General features: G+C 70.8%; 14 protein-coding genes. 7 read left to right on the top strand and 7 right to left on the bottom strand.

Features of this window, described 5'->3' with window-relative positions:
• Positions 1-75: 75 nt before the first annotated feature.
• Both ACQZOG_RS17570 and ACQZOG_RS17565 read right to left on the bottom strand, forming a co-directional pair.
• Positions 76-975, bottom strand: a complete 900-nt coding sequence (locus ACQZOG_RS17570; protein ID WP_430741632.1) for an LLM class flavin-dependent oxidoreductase — start codon at positions 973-975, stop codon at positions 76-78.
• 31 nt (positions 976-1006) lie between these two features.
• Positions 1007-2029 carry an aldo/keto reductase gene (locus ACQZOG_RS17565; RefSeq protein ID WP_430741631.1) on the bottom strand — a complete coding sequence of 341 codons (1023 nt, stop codon included), beginning with the start codon at positions 2027-2029 and terminating at the stop codon, positions 1007-1009.
• A gap of 144 nt (positions 2030-2173) precedes the next feature.
• Here ACQZOG_RS17565 and ACQZOG_RS17560 point away from each other — a divergent pair, with 144 nt between their 5' ends.
• Positions 2174-2791, top strand: a complete 618-nt coding sequence (locus ACQZOG_RS17560) for a TetR/AcrR family transcriptional regulator (RefSeq protein WP_430741630.1) — start codon at positions 2174-2176, stop codon at positions 2789-2791.
• Positions 2792-2807: 16 nt separating this feature from the next.
• Here ACQZOG_RS17560 and ACQZOG_RS17555 read toward each other — a convergent pair whose 3' ends face one another.
• On the bottom strand, positions 2808-3671 hold the full coding sequence (locus ACQZOG_RS17555) for an SDR family oxidoreductase (RefSeq protein ID WP_430741629.1): 864 nt from the start codon (positions 3669-3671) through the stop codon (positions 2808-2810).
• Positions 3672-3786: 115 nt separating this feature from the next.
• Between ACQZOG_RS17555 and ACQZOG_RS17550 the strand changes: the two genes are divergently transcribed.
• Positions 3787-4527: a TetR/AcrR family transcriptional regulator gene (locus ACQZOG_RS17550; protein ID WP_193456071.1), complete on the top strand. Its 741-nt coding sequence runs from the start codon at positions 3787-3789 to the stop codon at positions 4525-4527.
• Positions 4528-4651: 124 nt separating this feature from the next.
• Here the strand turns inward: ACQZOG_RS17550 and tuf are convergent, their stop codons facing one another.
• The 4 genes from tuf to rpsL all read right to left on the bottom strand — a co-directional run bounded on the left by tuf (position 4652) and on the right by rpsL (position 9025).
• Complete coding sequence (gene tuf, locus ACQZOG_RS17545) at positions 4652-5845, bottom strand: elongation factor Tu (RefSeq protein ID WP_033272475.1); 1194 nt, start codon at positions 5843-5845, stop codon at positions 4652-4654.
• Positions 5846-6014: 169 nt separating this feature from the next.
• Complete coding sequence (fusA, locus tag ACQZOG_RS17540) at positions 6015-8141, bottom strand: elongation factor G (protein WP_058916773.1); 2127 nt, start codon at positions 8139-8141, stop codon at positions 6015-6017.
• 39 nt (positions 8142-8180) lie between these two features.
• Entirely contained in the window at positions 8181-8651 is a 471-nt protein-coding gene (gene rpsG / locus ACQZOG_RS17535) for a 30S ribosomal protein S7 (protein ID WP_003998848.1), read from the bottom strand.
• A gap of 2 nt (positions 8652-8653) precedes the next feature.
• Positions 8654-9025: a 30S ribosomal protein S12 gene (gene rpsL / locus ACQZOG_RS17530; RefSeq protein ID WP_003948652.1), complete on the bottom strand. Its 372-nt coding sequence runs from the start codon at positions 9023-9025 to the stop codon at positions 8654-8656.
• A gap of 401 nt (positions 9026-9426) precedes the next feature.
• Between rpsL and ACQZOG_RS17525 the strand changes: the two genes are divergently transcribed.
• From ACQZOG_RS17525 to ACQZOG_RS17505, 5 genes are all read left to right on the top strand, one after another.
• On the top strand, positions 9427-10215 hold the full coding sequence (locus ACQZOG_RS17525) for a Crp/Fnr family transcriptional regulator (RefSeq protein WP_261675471.1): 789 nt from the start codon (positions 9427-9429) through the stop codon (positions 10213-10215).
• A gap of 250 nt (positions 10216-10465) precedes the next feature.
• A complete protein-coding gene (locus ACQZOG_RS17520; RefSeq protein WP_261675470.1) occupies positions 10466-11317 on the top strand; it encodes a hypothetical protein in 852 nt (283 codons plus the stop codon).
• Positions 11314-13533, top strand: coding sequence for a hypothetical protein (locus ACQZOG_RS17515; RefSeq protein ID WP_359520350.1), 2220 nt, complete (start codon positions 11314-11316; stop codon positions 13531-13533). The genes ACQZOG_RS17520 and ACQZOG_RS17515 overlap by 4 nt, the downstream gene beginning before the upstream one ends.
• Before the next feature lie 34 nt (positions 13534-13567).
• Positions 13568-15010 (top strand): hypothetical protein, encoded by a 1443-nt coding sequence (locus ACQZOG_RS17510; protein WP_354793188.1) that lies wholly within the window; start codon positions 13568-13570, stop codon positions 15008-15010.
• On the top strand, positions 15007-15570 hold the full coding sequence (locus tag ACQZOG_RS17505; protein WP_261675466.1) for a Pycsar system effector family protein: 564 nt from the start codon (positions 15007-15009) through the stop codon (positions 15568-15570). The genes ACQZOG_RS17510 and ACQZOG_RS17505 overlap by 4 nt, the downstream gene beginning before the upstream one ends.
• Positions 15571-15760 lie beyond the last annotated feature (190 nt).

The following is a 15760-nucleotide window of genomic DNA, read 5'->3' as shown; positions in this document are numbered from 1 at the left end:
AGGGATGGCCGGACCGTACGGTCCTGCCGAGCGGCGCGTCAATACCCGTGCATGTGAGAGGTGTTCGCGCGGCGCTCATCCCGTCGACGGGCGGATCACCTCCTCCGCCACCCACCGGGCAATGCCTTCGGGGAACGGAGCGGGCAGCCCGAGCACGATGTGCCGGAACCCTGCCTCCAGCGCCTCCCCCACGGCGTCCCGTACGGCGTCGGGCCGGCCGGTGTCGACCGGGACGTGGATCGACCGGACGATCGACGCGGGGTCGCGGCCGATGTCGGCGCAGTACCGGTCCAGCAGGGCACTGCGCCGCACCACGTCGTCGATGTCGCCGCCCGGAACGTTCCACAGGTCGGCGTGGGCCGCGGCCACACGCAGCGTCGCCGACGACCGGCCGCCGACGAGGATCGGCGGGTGCGGGCGCTGCACCGGCTTCGGGCTGCCGAACGCCCCCGTCAGGCGGTGGTGTTCACCGTGGAAGTCGAAGGGCTTCTCCTCCGTCCACAGCCGCTTGATCAGCACGCAGGCCTCGGCCAGGCTCGCCACCGCCTGCGCCGGTTCGTGGAACGGCAGCCCGTGGGCCGGGTACTCCCGCCAGGCCTCGGGCGGGTTCGGGCGCGAGCCGACGCCTATGCCGAAGTCGAGCCGGCCGCCCGACACGACGTCGACGGTCGTCGCGATCTTCGCGAGGAGGGCGGGCGGCCGGAACCGGTTGCTGGTGACCATCACCCCCAGCCGCAGCCGCCGCGTCTGCGCCGCGAGGGCAGCCAGCAGCGTCCAGCCCTCGAACGTCGGCCCCTCCGGATCACCCCAGATGGGCATGAGGTGGTCGAACAGCCAGGCGTGCTCGATCTCGGGCACCTCGTCCGCCTCGCGCCAGACGCGGACGAGGTCGTCGTAGCCGACCTGCGAGGGCGCCGTCATGACGCCGAAGCTGGGCCGCCCGGGCCGGGCGGCCGGATGGGTCGTGTCGGGCATGGGCCGGAGCCCCCTTCCGGACGGGCGGCGGTCAGCGACGGCGGCGCAGCGAGGCGTCGAGGAGCGCGGGCGGGGTGTCGAACTTCTCGCCGGGAGCCAGGTCGGTCCCCGGGGCGACGATCTCGTCGATGGCGTCGAGGACGTCGGCGGACAGCACGGTGTCCGCGGCGGCGAGCTGTGAGCTGAGGTGCTCGACCGTGCGGGGACCGATGAGCGCGGCCGTCACGGCGGGGTGGGCGTTGACGAAGCCGAGCGCGAGCTGGATCAGGGTGAGCCCGGCCTCGTCCGCGACGCCGGCCAGCCGCTCCACCGCGTCGTACCGGGCCTGGTTGTGCGGCAGCGAGGGGTCGAAGCGCTCCGGCAGGATCGCCGAGCGGTGGGTGGTGACGTCCCGGCCCTTGCGCACCGCACCCGACAGCCAGCCGGAGGCCAGCGGGGACCAGGCCAGCACGCCCATGCCGTACTCCTCGGTCACCGGCAGGACGTGGGCCTCGATGCCGCGCTGCAGCATCGAGTAGCTGGGCTGCTCGGTCACGTACCGGCCGAGCCGGTGCTCGCGGGCGGCCCACTGGGCCTGCACGATGCGGTACGCGGGGAAGGTCGAGGAACCGAAGGAGCGGATCTTGCCGGCGCGCTGGAGGTCGGTGAGGGCCGACAGGGTTTCCTCGTCGCTGGTCGTCGGGTCCCAGCGGTGCATCTGGTAGAGGTCCACGTGGTCGACGCCGAGGCGGCGCAGGCTGTTGTCGAGGGCGGTGTAGATCCAACGCCGCGAGCTGCCGCGGTGGTTGCGCTCGTCACCGATCGGCATGGTCGCCTTCGTGGCCAGCACGATGTCGTCGCGGCGGCCGGCGATGGCCTTGCCCACGATCTCCTCGGACTCGCCGTCGCCGTACATGTCGGCGGTGTCGATGACGTTGACGCCGGCCTCCAGGGCCGCGTCGACGATGGCGGTGGCCTCCTCCTGCGTGGTGCGCCCGATGGCGCCGAAGTTCATCGCCCCCAGGGCGAGCGTGCTGACCTGGACGCCGGTGCGGCCGAGCGTGCGGTACTGCATGCCGTGGTCTCCTCACGGGTAGGTAAACGGAACGACGTTCCGGTACGCGTCCTACGATACGGAACACTGTTCCGTTTCGCCAGTGGATCCGGCACCCCGGGCACGAGGAAGCGCCCTCGGGCGTGCGTGAGACCATGCGGAGGCATGCGCGAGGTGGAGGACGACACGGTGAAGCAGAGGGACAAGGACGGCGACGCGGGCGACACCGCGTCACGGCGCAAGGACGCCCGGCGCAACAAGGAGACGCTGCTGGAGGCGGCCGCCGCGGTCTTCGTCACGAGCGGCGTGGACGCCCCGGTGCGCGACATCGCCTCCCGGGCCGGCGTCGGCCTGGGCACCCTCTACCGGCACTTCCCCACCCGCGCGGACCTGATCATCGCCGTCTACCGGCATCAGGTGGAGGCCTGCGCCGAGGCCGGCCCGGCCCTGCTGGAGTCCACCCCGAGCCCGCACGACGCACTGCGGCAGTGGATCGACCTGTTCGTCGACTTCCTGGTCACCAAGCACGGCCTGGCCGCGGTCCTCCGCTCCGACCAGTCGGGCTTCGAGGGCCTGCACGCGTACTTCCTCGACCGCCTGGTCCCCGTCTGCACGCAGCTGCTCGACGCCGCGCGGGCGGCCGGGGAGATCCGCGAGGACATCGCCGCCCTCACCCTGATGCGCGGCGTGGGCAACCTCTGCATCGGCGCGGAGACCGACCCCGACTACGACGCCCGCCGCCTGGCAGCGGTCCTGGTCGACGGCCTGCGCCGCCCCAGCTGACGAGCCCCGCGCACCCTCAGCCGCGCTCCACCCTCTCCCGCAACTGTGCCGCCACCCCGACCGGCTCCCGGCCTATCAGATCCGCCAGCGCCGGATCGACCGCCGCGAACTCCCCCGCCCTGCTCGCCTCGAAGACACCCAGCAGGTGGCCGGCCAGTTCGTCCGGCACGCCCCGGCCCGTCAGGCCCGCCCGGAACTCCTCGTCGGGCGCGACCGCCCTGGTGACCGTACGGCCCGTCACCTCGGTGGCGATGCGGGCCAGGTCGTCGAAGGTCAGCGCCTCCGGTCCCGTCAGCGGCGGGGTGGCCCCCTCGAAGCGGCCCTCGTCGGCCAGGATCGCCGCCGCCGCCTCGGCCAGGTCGGCGTGCGCCGTCCAGCTCACCGGGCCGTCCGCCGGCAGAGCGACCCGGCCCGACTGCAGCCCGGGAGCGAGGAAGTCCAGGGCACTGGAGGCGTAGAAGCCGTTGCGCAGCACGGTGTACGGCAGGCCCGAGGTGCGCAGCGCCTCCTCGGTCGCCGCGTGGTCGCGGCAGGCCTGGAAGCGGGACGCGGAACCGCCGCCCACGTGCCCGGTGTAGAGGACCCGGCGGACGCCGGCCGTGACGGCGGCCTCGACGGCGGTGCGGTGCTGCTTCACGCACTCCTCGCCCATCTTGTCGACGGAGATCAGCAGCACCTGCGAGGCATCCTCGAAGGCGTGGGCGAGGCTGCCCGGGTCGGTGAAGCTGCCCTGACGCACGCGCACACCCCGCTCGGCGAGACCCCGCGCCTTGCGCGGATCGCGGACGCTGACGCCGACCTCGGTGGCCGGCACGCGGTCGAGGAGCTTCTCGACGACCAGACGGCCCAGCTTCCCGGTGGCTCCCGTGATGATGATCATGACACGCTCCCTCAGTAGCGGACACGGCGACGCCCACGGATATGTTTCCATCGGAACCACGTCACCGTTATCAACGATACTAACGTCGATATCGGGCAGGCGCTACCATTGATTCATGTCCTCATCGACGACCTCTGACGCCGCCGCGGACGGCGGCGTCCCCTCCTCCGGAGCCCGGGAGCAGACCCGGCAGCGCGTCATCGACGCGGCCATCGACCTGCTGGCGCGAGGCGGCCGGGACGCCGTCACCACCAGGGCCGTCGCCGACGCGGCGGGCCTCCAGCCGCCGGCCATCTACCGGCTGTTCGGCGACAAGGAAGGGCTGCTGGACGCCGTCGCCGAGTACGGCTTCGCCACGTTCGTCGCCGGAAAGCGCCTCGACCCCGACCCGCCGGACCTCGTCGAGGACCTGCGTCACGGCTGGGACCTCGCGGTCGAGTTCGGCCTCTCGAACCCGGCGCTCTTCACGCTGATGTACGGGGAGCCCACCCGCTCCGACTCCCCCGCCTTCCAGGCCGGCCTGAAGATCCTTCGGGCGCGCGTCCGCAGGCTCGCCGCGGCCGGCTGGCTGCGCGTCGACGAGGAACTGGCCGCGCAGATCATCCACGCGACGGGACGCGGCGCGGTGCTCACCTGGCTGTCGCTGCCCGAGACGCAACGCGACCCGGCACTGCTGGCCTCTCTGAGAGAGGCGATGGTGACGGCCGTGACCCGCAAGGAGCCGGTCGTAGAGGCCGAGGAGGGTCCCGCAGGGGCGGCAAGGGCCCTCCGGGCCGTCCTCGACGACCGGACTCCCCTGAGCCCCGCGGAGCGTCTCCTCCTCGACGAGTGGCTGACCCGCCTCGCCAACCTCTGAGGCCGGCACCCAGAGAACCGCAGTCCTGGAAAACCCGGCCCGGAAAGCAAAAAGGAGGCCCGCACGACCGAAGTCGTGCGGGCCCCTTTCAGGTGCTCGCAGCAGGAGCTACCAGGTCAGAACGTCACTTGACGATCTTGGTGACCTGGCCGGCGCCCACGGTCCGGCCACCCTCACGGATGGCGAACTTCAGGCCCTCCTCCATGGCGACGGGCTGGATGAGCTCCACCTTCATCTCGGTGTTGTCACCCGGCATGACCATCTCGGTGCCCTCGGGGAGGGTCACGACGCCGGTCACGTCCGTCGTACGGAAGTAGAACTGCGGGCGGTAGTTGTTGAAGAACGGGGTGTGACGGCCACCCTCGTCCTTCGACAGGATGTAGGCCTGGGCCTCGAACTCGGTGTGCGGGGTGACCGAGCCCGGCTTGATGATGACCTGGCCGCGCTCGACGTCCTCGCGCTTGATGCCGCGGAGGAGCAGACCGACGTTCTCACCGGCCTGGCCCTCGTCGAGGAGCTTCCGGAACATCTCGATGCCGGTGACCGTGGTGGTGGTCTTCTCCGGCTTGATGCCGATGATGTCGACGGTCTCGTTGACCTTCAGGACACCACGCTCGATACGGCCGGTGACGACCGTACCGCGACCGGTGATCGTGAAGACGTCCTCGATCGGCATGAGGAACGGCTTGTCGACGTCGCGCTCCGGCTCCGGAATCGCGGTGTCGACGGCGTTCATGAGCTCGAGGACGGAGTTGGCCCACTCCTTGTCGCCCTCGAGGGCCTTCAGGGCGGAGACCTTGACGACCGGAACGTCGTCGCCCGGGAACTCGTACTCGGAGAGGAGCTCACGCACCTCGAGCTCGACGAGCTCCAGGATCTCCTCGTCGTCGACCATGTCGGCCTTGTTCAGGGCGACGACGATGTAGGGAACGCCGACCTGGCGGGCCAGGAGCACGTGCTCCTTGGTCTGCGGCATCGGGCCGTCCGTGGCGGCGACCACGAGGATGGCGCCGTCCATCTGCGCCGCACCCGTGATCATGTTCTTGATGTAGTCCGCGTGACCGGGGCAGTCGACGTGGGCGTAGTGACGCGTCTCGGTCTGGTACTCGACGTGCGCGATGGAGATGGTGATACCGCGCTGGCGCTCTTCGGGAGCCTTGTCGATCTGGTCGAAGGCCGAGGCCTCGTTCAGGTCCGGGTACGCGTCGTGCAGCACCTTGGTAATGGCGGCCGTGAGGGTCGTCTTACCGTGGTCGATGTGACCGATGGTGCCGATGTTGACGTGCGGCTTAGTCCGCTCGAACTTCGCCTTCGCCACTGGGGTCCTCCTGTGGAGTGGTTCTGTACGCCTTACTTCATCGGCGCCAGGTGATCTTTGCTGGGAAACCCGGGCCCGGGTCATTCCACCGGGTGACGGTGGAATGACCACTTGCAGGCTCCGGGGTCAAGCCTAAAGCGTTGTTACGGAGTCCGTTAAACGGAGCCCCTTATTCGCCCTTGGCCTTCGCGATGATCTCCTCGGCGACGTTCCGCGGAACCTCGGCGTAGGAGTCGAACTGCATGGAGTAGCTGGCACGGCCGGACGTCTTGCTGCGCAGGTCGCCGACGTAGCCGAACATCTCCGAGAGGGGCACGAGACCCTTCACGACGCGGGCACCGGCCCGCTCCTCCATGGCCTGGATCTGGCCACGGCGGGAGTTGATGTCGCCGATGACCTCACCCATGTAGTCCTCGGGCGTGGTGACCTCGACGGCCATCATCGGCTCGAGCAGCACAGGGCCGGCCTTGCGCGCGGCCTCCTTGAAGGCCTGCGATCCGGCGATCTTGAACGCGAGCTCGGAGGAGTCGACCTCGTGGTAGCCACCGTCGAGAAGCGTGACGCGGACGCCCGTCATCTCGTAGCCGGCCAGGATGCCGAACTGCATGGCCTCCTGGGCACCGGCGTCCACCGAAGGGATGTACTCCTTCGGGATGCGGCCACCGGTCACCTTGTTCACGAACTCGTACGAGGCGTCGCCGCCCTCGATCGGCTCGATCGCGATCTGCACCTTGGCGAACTGACCGGTACCACCGGTCTGCTTCTTGTGGGTGTAGTCGACGCGCTCGACGGTCTTGCGGATCGTCTCACGGTACGCGACCTGGGGCTTGCCGACGTTGGCCTCGACCTTGAACTCACGGCGCATGCGGTCGACCAGCACCTCGAGGTGCAGCTCGCCCATACCGCCGATGATGGTCTGGCCGGTCTCCTCGTCCGAGTGAACCTGGAACGAGGGGTCCTCCTCGGCGAGCCGCTGGATCGCGACGCCGAGCTTCTCCTGGTCGCCCTTCGACTTGGGCTCGATGGCGACCTGGATGACCGGCGCCGGGAAGTCCATGGACTCCAGGATGACCGGGCTCTTGTCGTCGGACAGCGTCTCACCGGTGGTGGTCTGCTTCAGACCCATGACGGCGACGATGTCACCGGCGCCCACCGACTCGATCTCCTCACGCTTGTTCGCGTGCATGCGGTAGATCTTGCCGATGCGCTCCTTCTTGCCCTTCACGGAGTTCAGCACCTGGGTGCCGGACTCCAGACGGCCGGAGTACACGCGGACGAAGGTGAGCTTGCCGAGGTGCGGGTCGCTCATGATCTTGAACGCGAGCGCGGCGAGGGGCTCCTCGTCCGACGGCTTGCGGGCGACGACCTGCTCCGCGTCCTTGGGGTCGTGGCCCTCGATGGCCTCGACGTCCAGGGGGGAGGGCAGGTAGCGCACGACGGCGTCGAGCAGGGGCTGCACGCCCTTGTTCTTGAACGCGGTGCCGCAGAACACGGGGGTGACGGTGGTGCCGTCGCCCTTGCCGGAGGCGATGGTGATACGACGGATCGCCGCGTACAGCTGCTCCACGGAGGGCTCCTGGCCCTCGAGGTACAGCTCCATCAGCTCTTCGTCGTTCTCCGCGACGGCCTCGAGCAGCTTGCCGCGCCACTCCTCGGCGGCCTCGGTGTGCGTGGCCGGGATGTCGACGATGTCGTACATCTCGCCCTTGGCCGCCTCGGCGGACCACACGAAGGCCTTCATCGTGACGAGGTCGACGACACCCTGGAAGTCGGCCTCGGCACCGATGGGCAGCTGCATGACGAGCGGCTGCGCACCCAGGCGGTCGCTGATCATGTCGACGCAGCGGTGGAACTCGGCACCGGTGCGGTCGAGCTTGTTGACGAAGCAGATACGCGGAACGCCGTAGCGGTCCGCCTGACGCCACACGGTCTCGGACTGGGGCTCGACGCCGGCGACGCCGTCGAACACCGTCACGGCACCGTCGAGCACGCGCAGGGAACGCTCCACCTCGACGGTGAAGTCGACGTGGCCCGGCGTGTCGATGATGTTGATGGTGTGGTCGACGTCTTCCAGCGGCCAGTGACAGGTGGTGGCAGCAGAGGTGATCGTGATGCCACGCTCCTGCTCCTGCTCCATCCAGTCCATGGTGGCAGCGCCGTCGTGGACCTCACCGATCTTGTAGGAAACGCCGGTGTAGAACAGGATCCGCTCGGTGGTCGTCGTCTTGCCCGCGTCGATGTGGGCCATGATCCCGATGTTGCGGACCCTGGCCAGGTCAAGCGAAGTGGTAGCCATAAGGCTTCAGTCTTCTCTCGGTCTCGATGGGGTCTGCGACTACCAGCGGTAGTGCGCGAAGGCCTTGTTGGACTCGGCCATCTTGTGCGTGTCCTCACGCTTCTTCACAGCGGCGCCCAGGCCGTTGCTGGCGTCGAGGAGCTCGTTGAGCAGACGCTCGGTCATGGTCTTCTCGCGACGGGCGCGGGAGTAACCGACCAGCCAGCGCAGCGCCAGCGTGTTGGCACGGCCGGGCTTGACCTCGACCGGGACCTGGTAGGTGGCACCACCGACACGGCGGGACTTGACCTCGAGGGTCGGCTTGATGTTCTCGAGAGCGCGCTTCAGCGTGATGACCGGGTCGTTGCCGGTCTTCTCGCGCAGGCCCTCCATGGCGCCGTAGACGATGCGCTCGGCGGTGGAGCGCTTGCCGTTCAGCAGCACCTTGTTGATCAGGGAGGTCACCAGAGGGGAGCCGTAAACCGGGTCGATGATGACCGGGCGCTTCGGGGCGGGGCCCTTACGAGGCATTCTTACTTCTCCTTCTTGGCGCCGTAACGGCTGCGAGCCTGCTTGCGGTTCTTGACACCCTGGGTGTCGAGCGAGCCGCGGATGATCTTGTAGCGAACACCCGGCAGGTCCTTCACACGGCCGCCGCGCACGAGCACGATGGAGTGCTCCTGCAGGTTGTGTCCCTCACCCGGAATGTAGGCGGTGACCTCGATCCCGCTGGTCAGACGCACACGCGCGACCTTACGCAGGGCCGAGTTCGGCTTCTTCGGGGTGGTCGTGAACACACGCGTGCAGACGCCACGGCGCTGAGGGGAACCCTCGAGTGCGGGCGTCTTGTTCTTCTCGACCTTGTCCTGCCGGCCCTTTCGGACCAGCTGCTGGATCGTAGGCACTACTTCTCCGGTTTCTGTGTGCCGATGGGTACAGCTAACCTGGAACATCTCCGACCCACGCGGTCGGGTGTGTCGAATCCGGCGGACTCCCACCGCAAGGCAGAAGGAAGCGCTGAATTGCGGTGACCGTTTCACAGCCCCCGGTGCGGTGTGATGGCACGCACGAAGGCCAGGGCACACCCCAGGCACAAGGTCTGAGCGTACCTAGCTCATGGACTCCGGTCAAAACAAACGGAGTGGGACGCGACACGCCGGACTTCTCGCGGTTCTTCCTGCTGGTGCCCGTGATTCCTTTCGCACGGCACGTAACCCTTCGGCGACTTGGCCGGATCGCGCCCTTTACACACCCCGCGCTCAGTACTTTGATCCGTCCGCCGCGGATGAACGGGGGGTCCAGTCTGATGACATCGGCGTCACACGGTCCGGACGACGGTGGCCTGGAGGACAGGGTGCCGTTCCTGGCCCGTCTGGAGAGCGGAGAGCGCACCGCGCTGCTCGGGCTCGGCCGTGAGCTGCGGTTCGCGCCGCGCGTCGTGCTGCTGCACCAGCGTGAACCGTCCTCCCACGTGCTGTTCCTGGTCCAGGGATGGACGAAGGTTACGGCCGCGGCCGCCAACGGCTACGAGGCACTGCTCGCGCTGCGCGGCGCCGGCGACGTCGTCGGCGAGTCCGCCGCGCTGACCGGGCGGCCTCGGTCGGCGACGGTGACCGCGCTGGAGCCGGTGCGGGCGGTGGCCGTGGAGCACGCGCGGTTCAAGGAGTTCCTGAGCCGGTCGCCCGCCGCGTCGTTCGCGCTCCTCGGCCTCACCGCGGACCGCACCCGGGCGGCGGACCGGCGGCGGCTGGAGTTCGCCTCGATGAGCGTGCGTCAGCGGTTCGCCGTGCTGTTGCTGGACCTGGCGCGCAGCCACGGCCGCCGTACGGCGGACGGTGTCGAACTGGCCGTGCCGCTGAGCAAGCAGGAGCTGGCCGGGTCGGTGGGGGCGTCCCGGGAGATGGTGCAGAGGCTACTGCGCGAGCTGCGGGAGAAGGATGCGGTGTCCACCGGGCGCCGGACCTTGTTGATCCGGCGCCCGGACGTCCTCCGCCGCATCGCCGTCTCCGACGACCCTGCTCCGGCGGTCCCCTCTCCGCGGCGGCCGCGGGAGGGAACGACGCGACGACGCGGGCCCCGGCCGGGCGGAGCCTGACCGCGCAGCCCCTCGCGCCCCTTACGGGCGCGCCCACCCCGCCATCCGCGGACGGACAGCACCCCACAACGGGCCTCCACCCCAGCCGACCTCCGCCGGGGGGCTGAGCGCACAGTTCCCCGCGCCCTTTCGAGGGCTCGCTTCTGTGTACAGGTACACAGTTTCTCTGGGTCATACGCCCTCACGCCCCACGCTCCGCTCACGCCACTCTGCTGCCCTGCGCGACCACCCCATCCTGCGAAGGGCGACCATGACCCACCCCGTGAGCCGCACGATCCTGTTGCTGGACATCGAGAGGTTCAGCGACCGGGACGACGTCGAGCAGGCGTATCTGCGGCGCATGCTGTACGACGTCACCGATCGGGCGCTGGAGGCCGCCGGCATCGACGAGACGCTGCGCACGCGCGCCGACCGCGGCGACTCCGTGATGGAGCTGATCGACGCGAACGCGCCGGTCACCGCACTGATGCGGGCCCTCCTCACCGAGATCCCCACGGAACTGCGAGCCGTGAACCGCATGGCGTCCCGTTCGGCGCAGATGAGGCTCCGCGGCGTCGTCGCAGGCGGTTACGTGGCAGTCGACGGCCTCCACGGCTGGGTCGGCTCCGACCTCAACCACGCCTGCCGCTTGCTGGACGCCGCCCTCCTCAGGGCGGCCCTGCGAGAGCGCCCCGACGGCTTCGCCCTGTGCGTCTCGGACTCCGTGTACCAGGGCGTCGTACGCCACGACCACCCCGGCGTCCCGGCCGCCGACTTCCATCGGGTGTCCGTGGAGACGAAGAACGGCCCGCTGACGGCGTGGCTGCACGGCCCGGTGCCGTCGGCCGGGGAGGACCACGGTGAGCAGGGGGCGGGCGAAGCGCCGGGCGGATCGGGGGACCGCCCGGCGTCGACCGCCCCCGGCGCCGCGGAGGACGCCCGGAACCACCCGGCGCCGGCAGCACACCGGGGAGCCCCGGCGCCGGGTCCGGTCCTGGACGTCAACGGCGGCACCGTGTCGTTCGGCGGCAGCTACGTCGCGGGCGACCAGCACGGCGTCTCCGGCGGCCAGGTCACCGGCGACGTGGTCATGGGCACCAAGACGGACGGTGACCGCTCGTGAACGGACCCGACCCGGCGGCCCCCAAAGACGCCACCGCCCCGGACGGGGCCACGCCCGACGAGCACCCTGCGAAGGAGTCCTCCGCCGAGGAGACGGAGGAGCACGACCAGCCGCAGAACGCGTGGTCGGCCCGCCGCGACCTGGTCGACCACAGCCCTCGCACGATGAAGGTCGGCTCGCATGCCGAGTTCGGCGGCGGCTACGTCGAGGGCGACCAGCACGGCGTCTCCGGCGGCCAGGTCACCGGCGACGTGGTCATGGGCACCAAGACGGTCCATCACTGGACGTTCCCCGGCCTGTCCACAGCCGCCTCCGCCTCGGGCGAAATCCCGCCCTCCACCCTGACCCGGCTCGCCGCTACCTTCGTCACCACAGCCGACGCCTTCGGCGACCTGGTCGAACGGCTGCGCCGGGAGCGGGTGCTGGTCCTCTCAGGCGCCCGCTTCTCCGGTCGGCGCACGGCCGCCCTGATGCTGCTGCACAGGCTCGGCGCGGCCCCCGTAATCGCCCTCGACCGCGCGACCACCCCCGGTTCCCTGGCCGACGCCTTCACCGCACGCGACGACACGCCGGACGGCGCCGCGGACCGTCCCGGCGCGGCCCGCGGCTACGTGCTGTGCGACCTGGAGACACGCCGCGGCAGCGCCCTCCGCGAGACCCAACTGCTCGGCGCCGCCGACCGCCTCGCCGAGCGGAACGCGTACGCGGTGATCACCGTGGGACCGACCGCCGTCCTGGAGGACGACGTCCTCCCCGTCGAGTGGCGGCCACCCGCCGACGCGGACGTGCTCGCCGCGCACCTGCGGGTCCGCGCGGGCCAGGACGCCGTACCGCGCCTGCTGGAGCTGCCGGCGGTCAAGGAGTTCCTCGACCGCGGCCATCAGCTGCGCGAAGTGGCCGCCTTCGCCCAGCTGCTCGGCCGGTTCGCCGCGGGTGAGGCCACCGAACAGGAGGTCGCCTCTTTCTCGCTGGTGTCGCTGGAGAACCAGGTCCGCGAGTGGTTCGAGGAGGACGAGAACACCGTCCACCTGCGGGACAAGGCGTTCCTGATCGCGCTCGCCGCGTTCGACGACGGCCCCTACGCGCTCACCGCCGAACTCGGCGACCGGCTGTACGACTTCCTCCAGCAGACGCAGGACCGTTCCCGGGCACCGGACATCCCGATCTTCGGCACCCACATCGGCAAGCGTCTTCAGCTCGCCCGCGCCCGGCTGTCCGAGGGCGAGGAGCACACCGAGTGGGGCCCGATCACGCAGACGAAGGCCGCGTTCCACGACGAGCGGGCCGCATTGGTGCTGCTGCGCGAGGTGTGGACGGGGCACCCGTCGGCGCGGCCCGCGCTGATCTCGTGGCTGCGCCGACTCGCCGACGACGGACGCCCGCTGGTGCGCACCCGCGCCGCATCAACCGTGGCCGTGCTCGCCCGTACCGACCTGCCGTCCGCGATGGCCCTGGTCATCGAGCCCTGGGCACGGTCCAACCGGTTCCGCCACCGGCTCGTCGCCGTCAACGCGCTGACCCTCGCCCACCACATCGGCACCCCCAACGTGCCGCGCATCCTCGACACCTGGTCGTCAGCCGAGGACCCCCGGCTGCGCTGGGTGGCGGTCCGCGCCTACGCCCTGATCGGTCCCGAGCGGCCAGCCCAGGCGCTCGCCGCGCTGCGCGCCGCGGCCCGCGAGCTGTACCGGAACGTGGGCGATCCGGACGACTTCGACGTGGAGACGGCCGGTGAGCTCGCGGAGGCCGTGGAACTGCTGCTGCTCTCCCCCGCCTCCTCCGAGGTCCTCGACGACCTGCGCGCCCACCTCGACGACGATCGCGCCGTGCACGACCTGGCCCTCGGCGGCTTCGTCAGCGCCTGCCGTCGCACCCAGGACGACGAGCGCCACGGCGTCCCGCTGGTCCTCGACCGGTACGCCCGCGCCGCGACCGACGAGCACCGGGACGCCGACGGCATCGCGCACCTGTGGCGCGAGGCGCTCGGCGACCCGCAGCACACGACGGGTGCCCTCGCGGCGATGCGTGAGTGGGTTCTGGTCGCCGACCGCTCCACCACCGTCGAATGGGCGCTCGCCGCACTGCTGCCGAGGCTCGTCACCACGCCGACCGAGTACCAGCGGCTCAGCCACCTGCTGCGCACCATGCCCGGCGAGGACGGGAACCCCCCGCCGGAGGTCGCCGCCCGGTTGCTGGGCGCGCTGCCGCCCCGCTGACGCTCCGACCCCACCGACGAAAGACATCCGGCCCATGCCTTCCTTCCACCGTCCGCCCGAGTGGCAGCAGTCCGCCGACCGGCACACCCGGCTGACCGACCCCGTGCTCACCGTGAGACAGCTGTCCCGCTTCGAGCTGTCCCTGAAGCACGTGGTCCGCATCGACCACGCCCTGGTCTTCTCCACCCCGAAGGGCAATTACGAGGCCTATCCGCCGCCCGCCCGGCCCAGCCGCGCCGAGATCGCCGCCCGCCGTTACACCGCCGTGTACGAGGTGGACATGGGTGTCCACCCGTTCACCGAGACGCTCACCCTGCCCAGCGACAACGACGCCTTCGAGTTCACCGCCGAGGTGGATGTCACGTGGCAGGTGCTGGACCCGGCCCGGTTCGTGGCCTGCGGCGTCCGGGACGTGCCCACGCTGCTCATCGGCGAACTCCAGCAGGCGGCCCGCCCGGTCACCCGCCGCTTCGCCGTCGAGGACAGCGCGCGGGCCGAACGGGAACTGCTGGACGCCGTCACCGTCATCGGTCCGCTGGGGGCTCCCGCGGGACTGCAGGTGTCGTGGACGCTCCGGCTACGGCGGGACCAGGCGGACATCGAGCACCAGCGGAGGCTCCAGCAGATCGGCCACTCGGCGGAGGAGCAGATCCACGCGGCGCAGGAGGGCATGCGGGTCGACGTCGCCATGGACGAACGCCACCGCCGGCAGGACGCGCTCCAGTCCGCGCGGTCCCTGGAGTACGGCCGTCAACAGCAGGAGCTGGCCATGCAGCAGCACCGGTGGCAGCACGAACAGGCGATGCTCCAGGGGCGGCAGTCGCTGGAGATGCAGCAGATCGAGGCCCAGAAGATCGAGTTCTACCAGTGGCATCTCTCACAGGGCGGGGTGCACTCCTGGGCACTGCACCTGGCGCAGCACCCGGAGGACTCGCACCTGGTGATGAACAGCATGCGCGAGGACCAGCTCCGCATGATCCAGGCCCAGATGGAGTTGGTGAAGGAGCTGCTAGGCGGGGAGGGCGCGGAGAAGTTCGAGCTGGAGGGGCCCAAGCAGCTCGCGCTGCGCACCGTCAGCGACATCCTCAACCAGCGGCTGCCCGGGGTACCGCAGGACCCGCCCCTGCTGCCGTCGCCTGACGGGGCCGGGGCCGACAACGCCCCGCCCGCGGCACCCCCCTCATCCCCCGGTGCACCCGGCACCCCGGACGCACACGCGCCCCGGCCCGCGGAGTTCCCGCCCCCGGTCGTCGCGTCGTACACCCCGCCGCCCGGCCCGCCCCGGACGCCGCCGCCCGGGCCGTACACCCCGCCGGTCCCGCCCGTATCCCCGATTGGGACGTACCCGCCGCCGCCCTCGACGGCCCCGGCCTGGCAGCCGCCTCCGGGCTACGGCACCACGCCGACCGCGCCCCCGCAGCAACCGCCCGTCGCGCCCGACCCGACGGCGCCCGCGGAGAAGGAACCGGAGTCATGACCGCCGTCGACCCGGACGCCCCCTCCCCGATGCCCCCGGTCCCGGCGCCGCCCGCGGCGCCCCCCTCCGCCGCCCACACCCAGGTGTGCGAACGCCTGCTCGCGGACCTGCGCACCGAGATCGCCCGCGCCGACAGCAAGGCAGCCGTCCTCGTCGCCGCGCTCGGCATCACCGCGGGCGTGTTCAGCGGTCTGCTCGCGGGCCGTGACTGGTCGCCGGACAGGCTGTCCGCCCTGGGGGCCGTGGTGTGGTGGGCCGGAATCGCGGCCCTCGCCCTGTCACTGCTGGCGCTCCTCCTGGCCGTCCTGCCCCGCTACCGCAGCGGAAGCTGGGCGCCGGGGCAGCCCCTGTCGTACTTCGGCGACATCCGGCGGGCCGTCGAAGCGGGCCGGCTGGACTCCGCGCTCGCCGACACCGAGGCCGATCCCCTGGCCGCTCTGACGACGGCGCTCACCGAGACGAGCCTCATCGCCTGGCGCAAGCACCAGTGGATCCGCACCGGCCTGATCGCCTTCTGCACCGGCACGCTCCTGCTGCCCGCCTCCCTGCTCACCGGCTGACCCACGCGGACGGCCTCCCGCGCACGTCCCTCGAAGGAAGCAAGCACCATGACCCAGCCACCGCCGATCCCCCCGGAGTACCCCGAGCCTGCGGGCGGGCCGTCGCAACCAGGGGCGCAGACGCCCCGGGTCCCGCCTACCCACCCCTCCGCGCCCGGGCCCGGACAGCCGTACGTCCCGCCGCAGGCGC

Source organism: Streptomyces sp. P13-3-3 (genome assembly GCF_050571355.1).
Taxonomy (GTDB): domain Bacteria; phylum Actinomycetota; class Actinomycetes; order Streptomycetales; family Streptomycetaceae; genus Streptomyces; species Streptomyces althioticus.
The sequence above is the reverse complement of the archived record's forward strand: the minus strand, read 5'-3'. Positions and strand labels throughout refer to the sequence as shown.

Excerpts from the sequence above, each read along its gene's own strand:
- ACQZOG_RS17505 (WP_261675466.1), top strand. The coding sequence starts at position 15,007 with ATGACCGCCGTCGACCCGGACGCCCCCTCCCCGATGCCCCCGGTCCCG.
- ACQZOG_RS17555 (WP_430741629.1), bottom strand. The coding sequence starts at position 3,671 with ATGATCATCATCACGGGAGCCACCGGGAAGCTGGGCCGTCTGGTCGTC.
- ACQZOG_RS17570 (WP_430741632.1), bottom strand. The coding sequence starts at position 975 with ATGCCCGACACGACCCATCCGGCCGCCCGGCCCGGGCGGCCCAGCTTC.
- ACQZOG_RS17520 (WP_261675470.1), top strand. The coding sequence starts at position 10,466 with ATGACCCACCCCGTGAGCCGCACGATCCTGTTGCTGGACATCGAGAGG.
- ACQZOG_RS17550 (WP_193456071.1), top strand. The coding sequence starts at position 3,787 with ATGTCCTCATCGACGACCTCTGACGCCGCCGCGGACGGCGGCGTCCCC.
- ACQZOG_RS17525 (WP_261675471.1), top strand. The coding sequence starts at position 9,427 with ATGACATCGGCGTCACACGGTCCGGACGACGGTGGCCTGGAGGACAGG.
- fusA (WP_058916773.1), bottom strand. The coding sequence starts at position 8,141 with ATGGCTACCACTTCGCTTGACCTGGCCAGGGTCCGCAACATCGGGATC.
- ACQZOG_RS17560 (WP_430741630.1), top strand. The coding sequence starts at position 2,174 with ATGCGCGAGGTGGAGGACGACACGGTGAAGCAGAGGGACAAGGACGGC.
- ACQZOG_RS17565 (WP_430741631.1), bottom strand. The coding sequence starts at position 2,029 with ATGCAGTACCGCACGCTCGGCCGCACCGGCGTCCAGGTCAGCACGCTC.
- rpsG (WP_003998848.1), bottom strand. The coding sequence starts at position 8,651 with ATGCCTCGTAAGGGCCCCGCCCCGAAGCGCCCGGTCATCATCGACCCG.
- ACQZOG_RS17510 (WP_354793188.1), top strand. The coding sequence starts at position 13,568 with ATGCCTTCCTTCCACCGTCCGCCCGAGTGGCAGCAGTCCGCCGACCGG.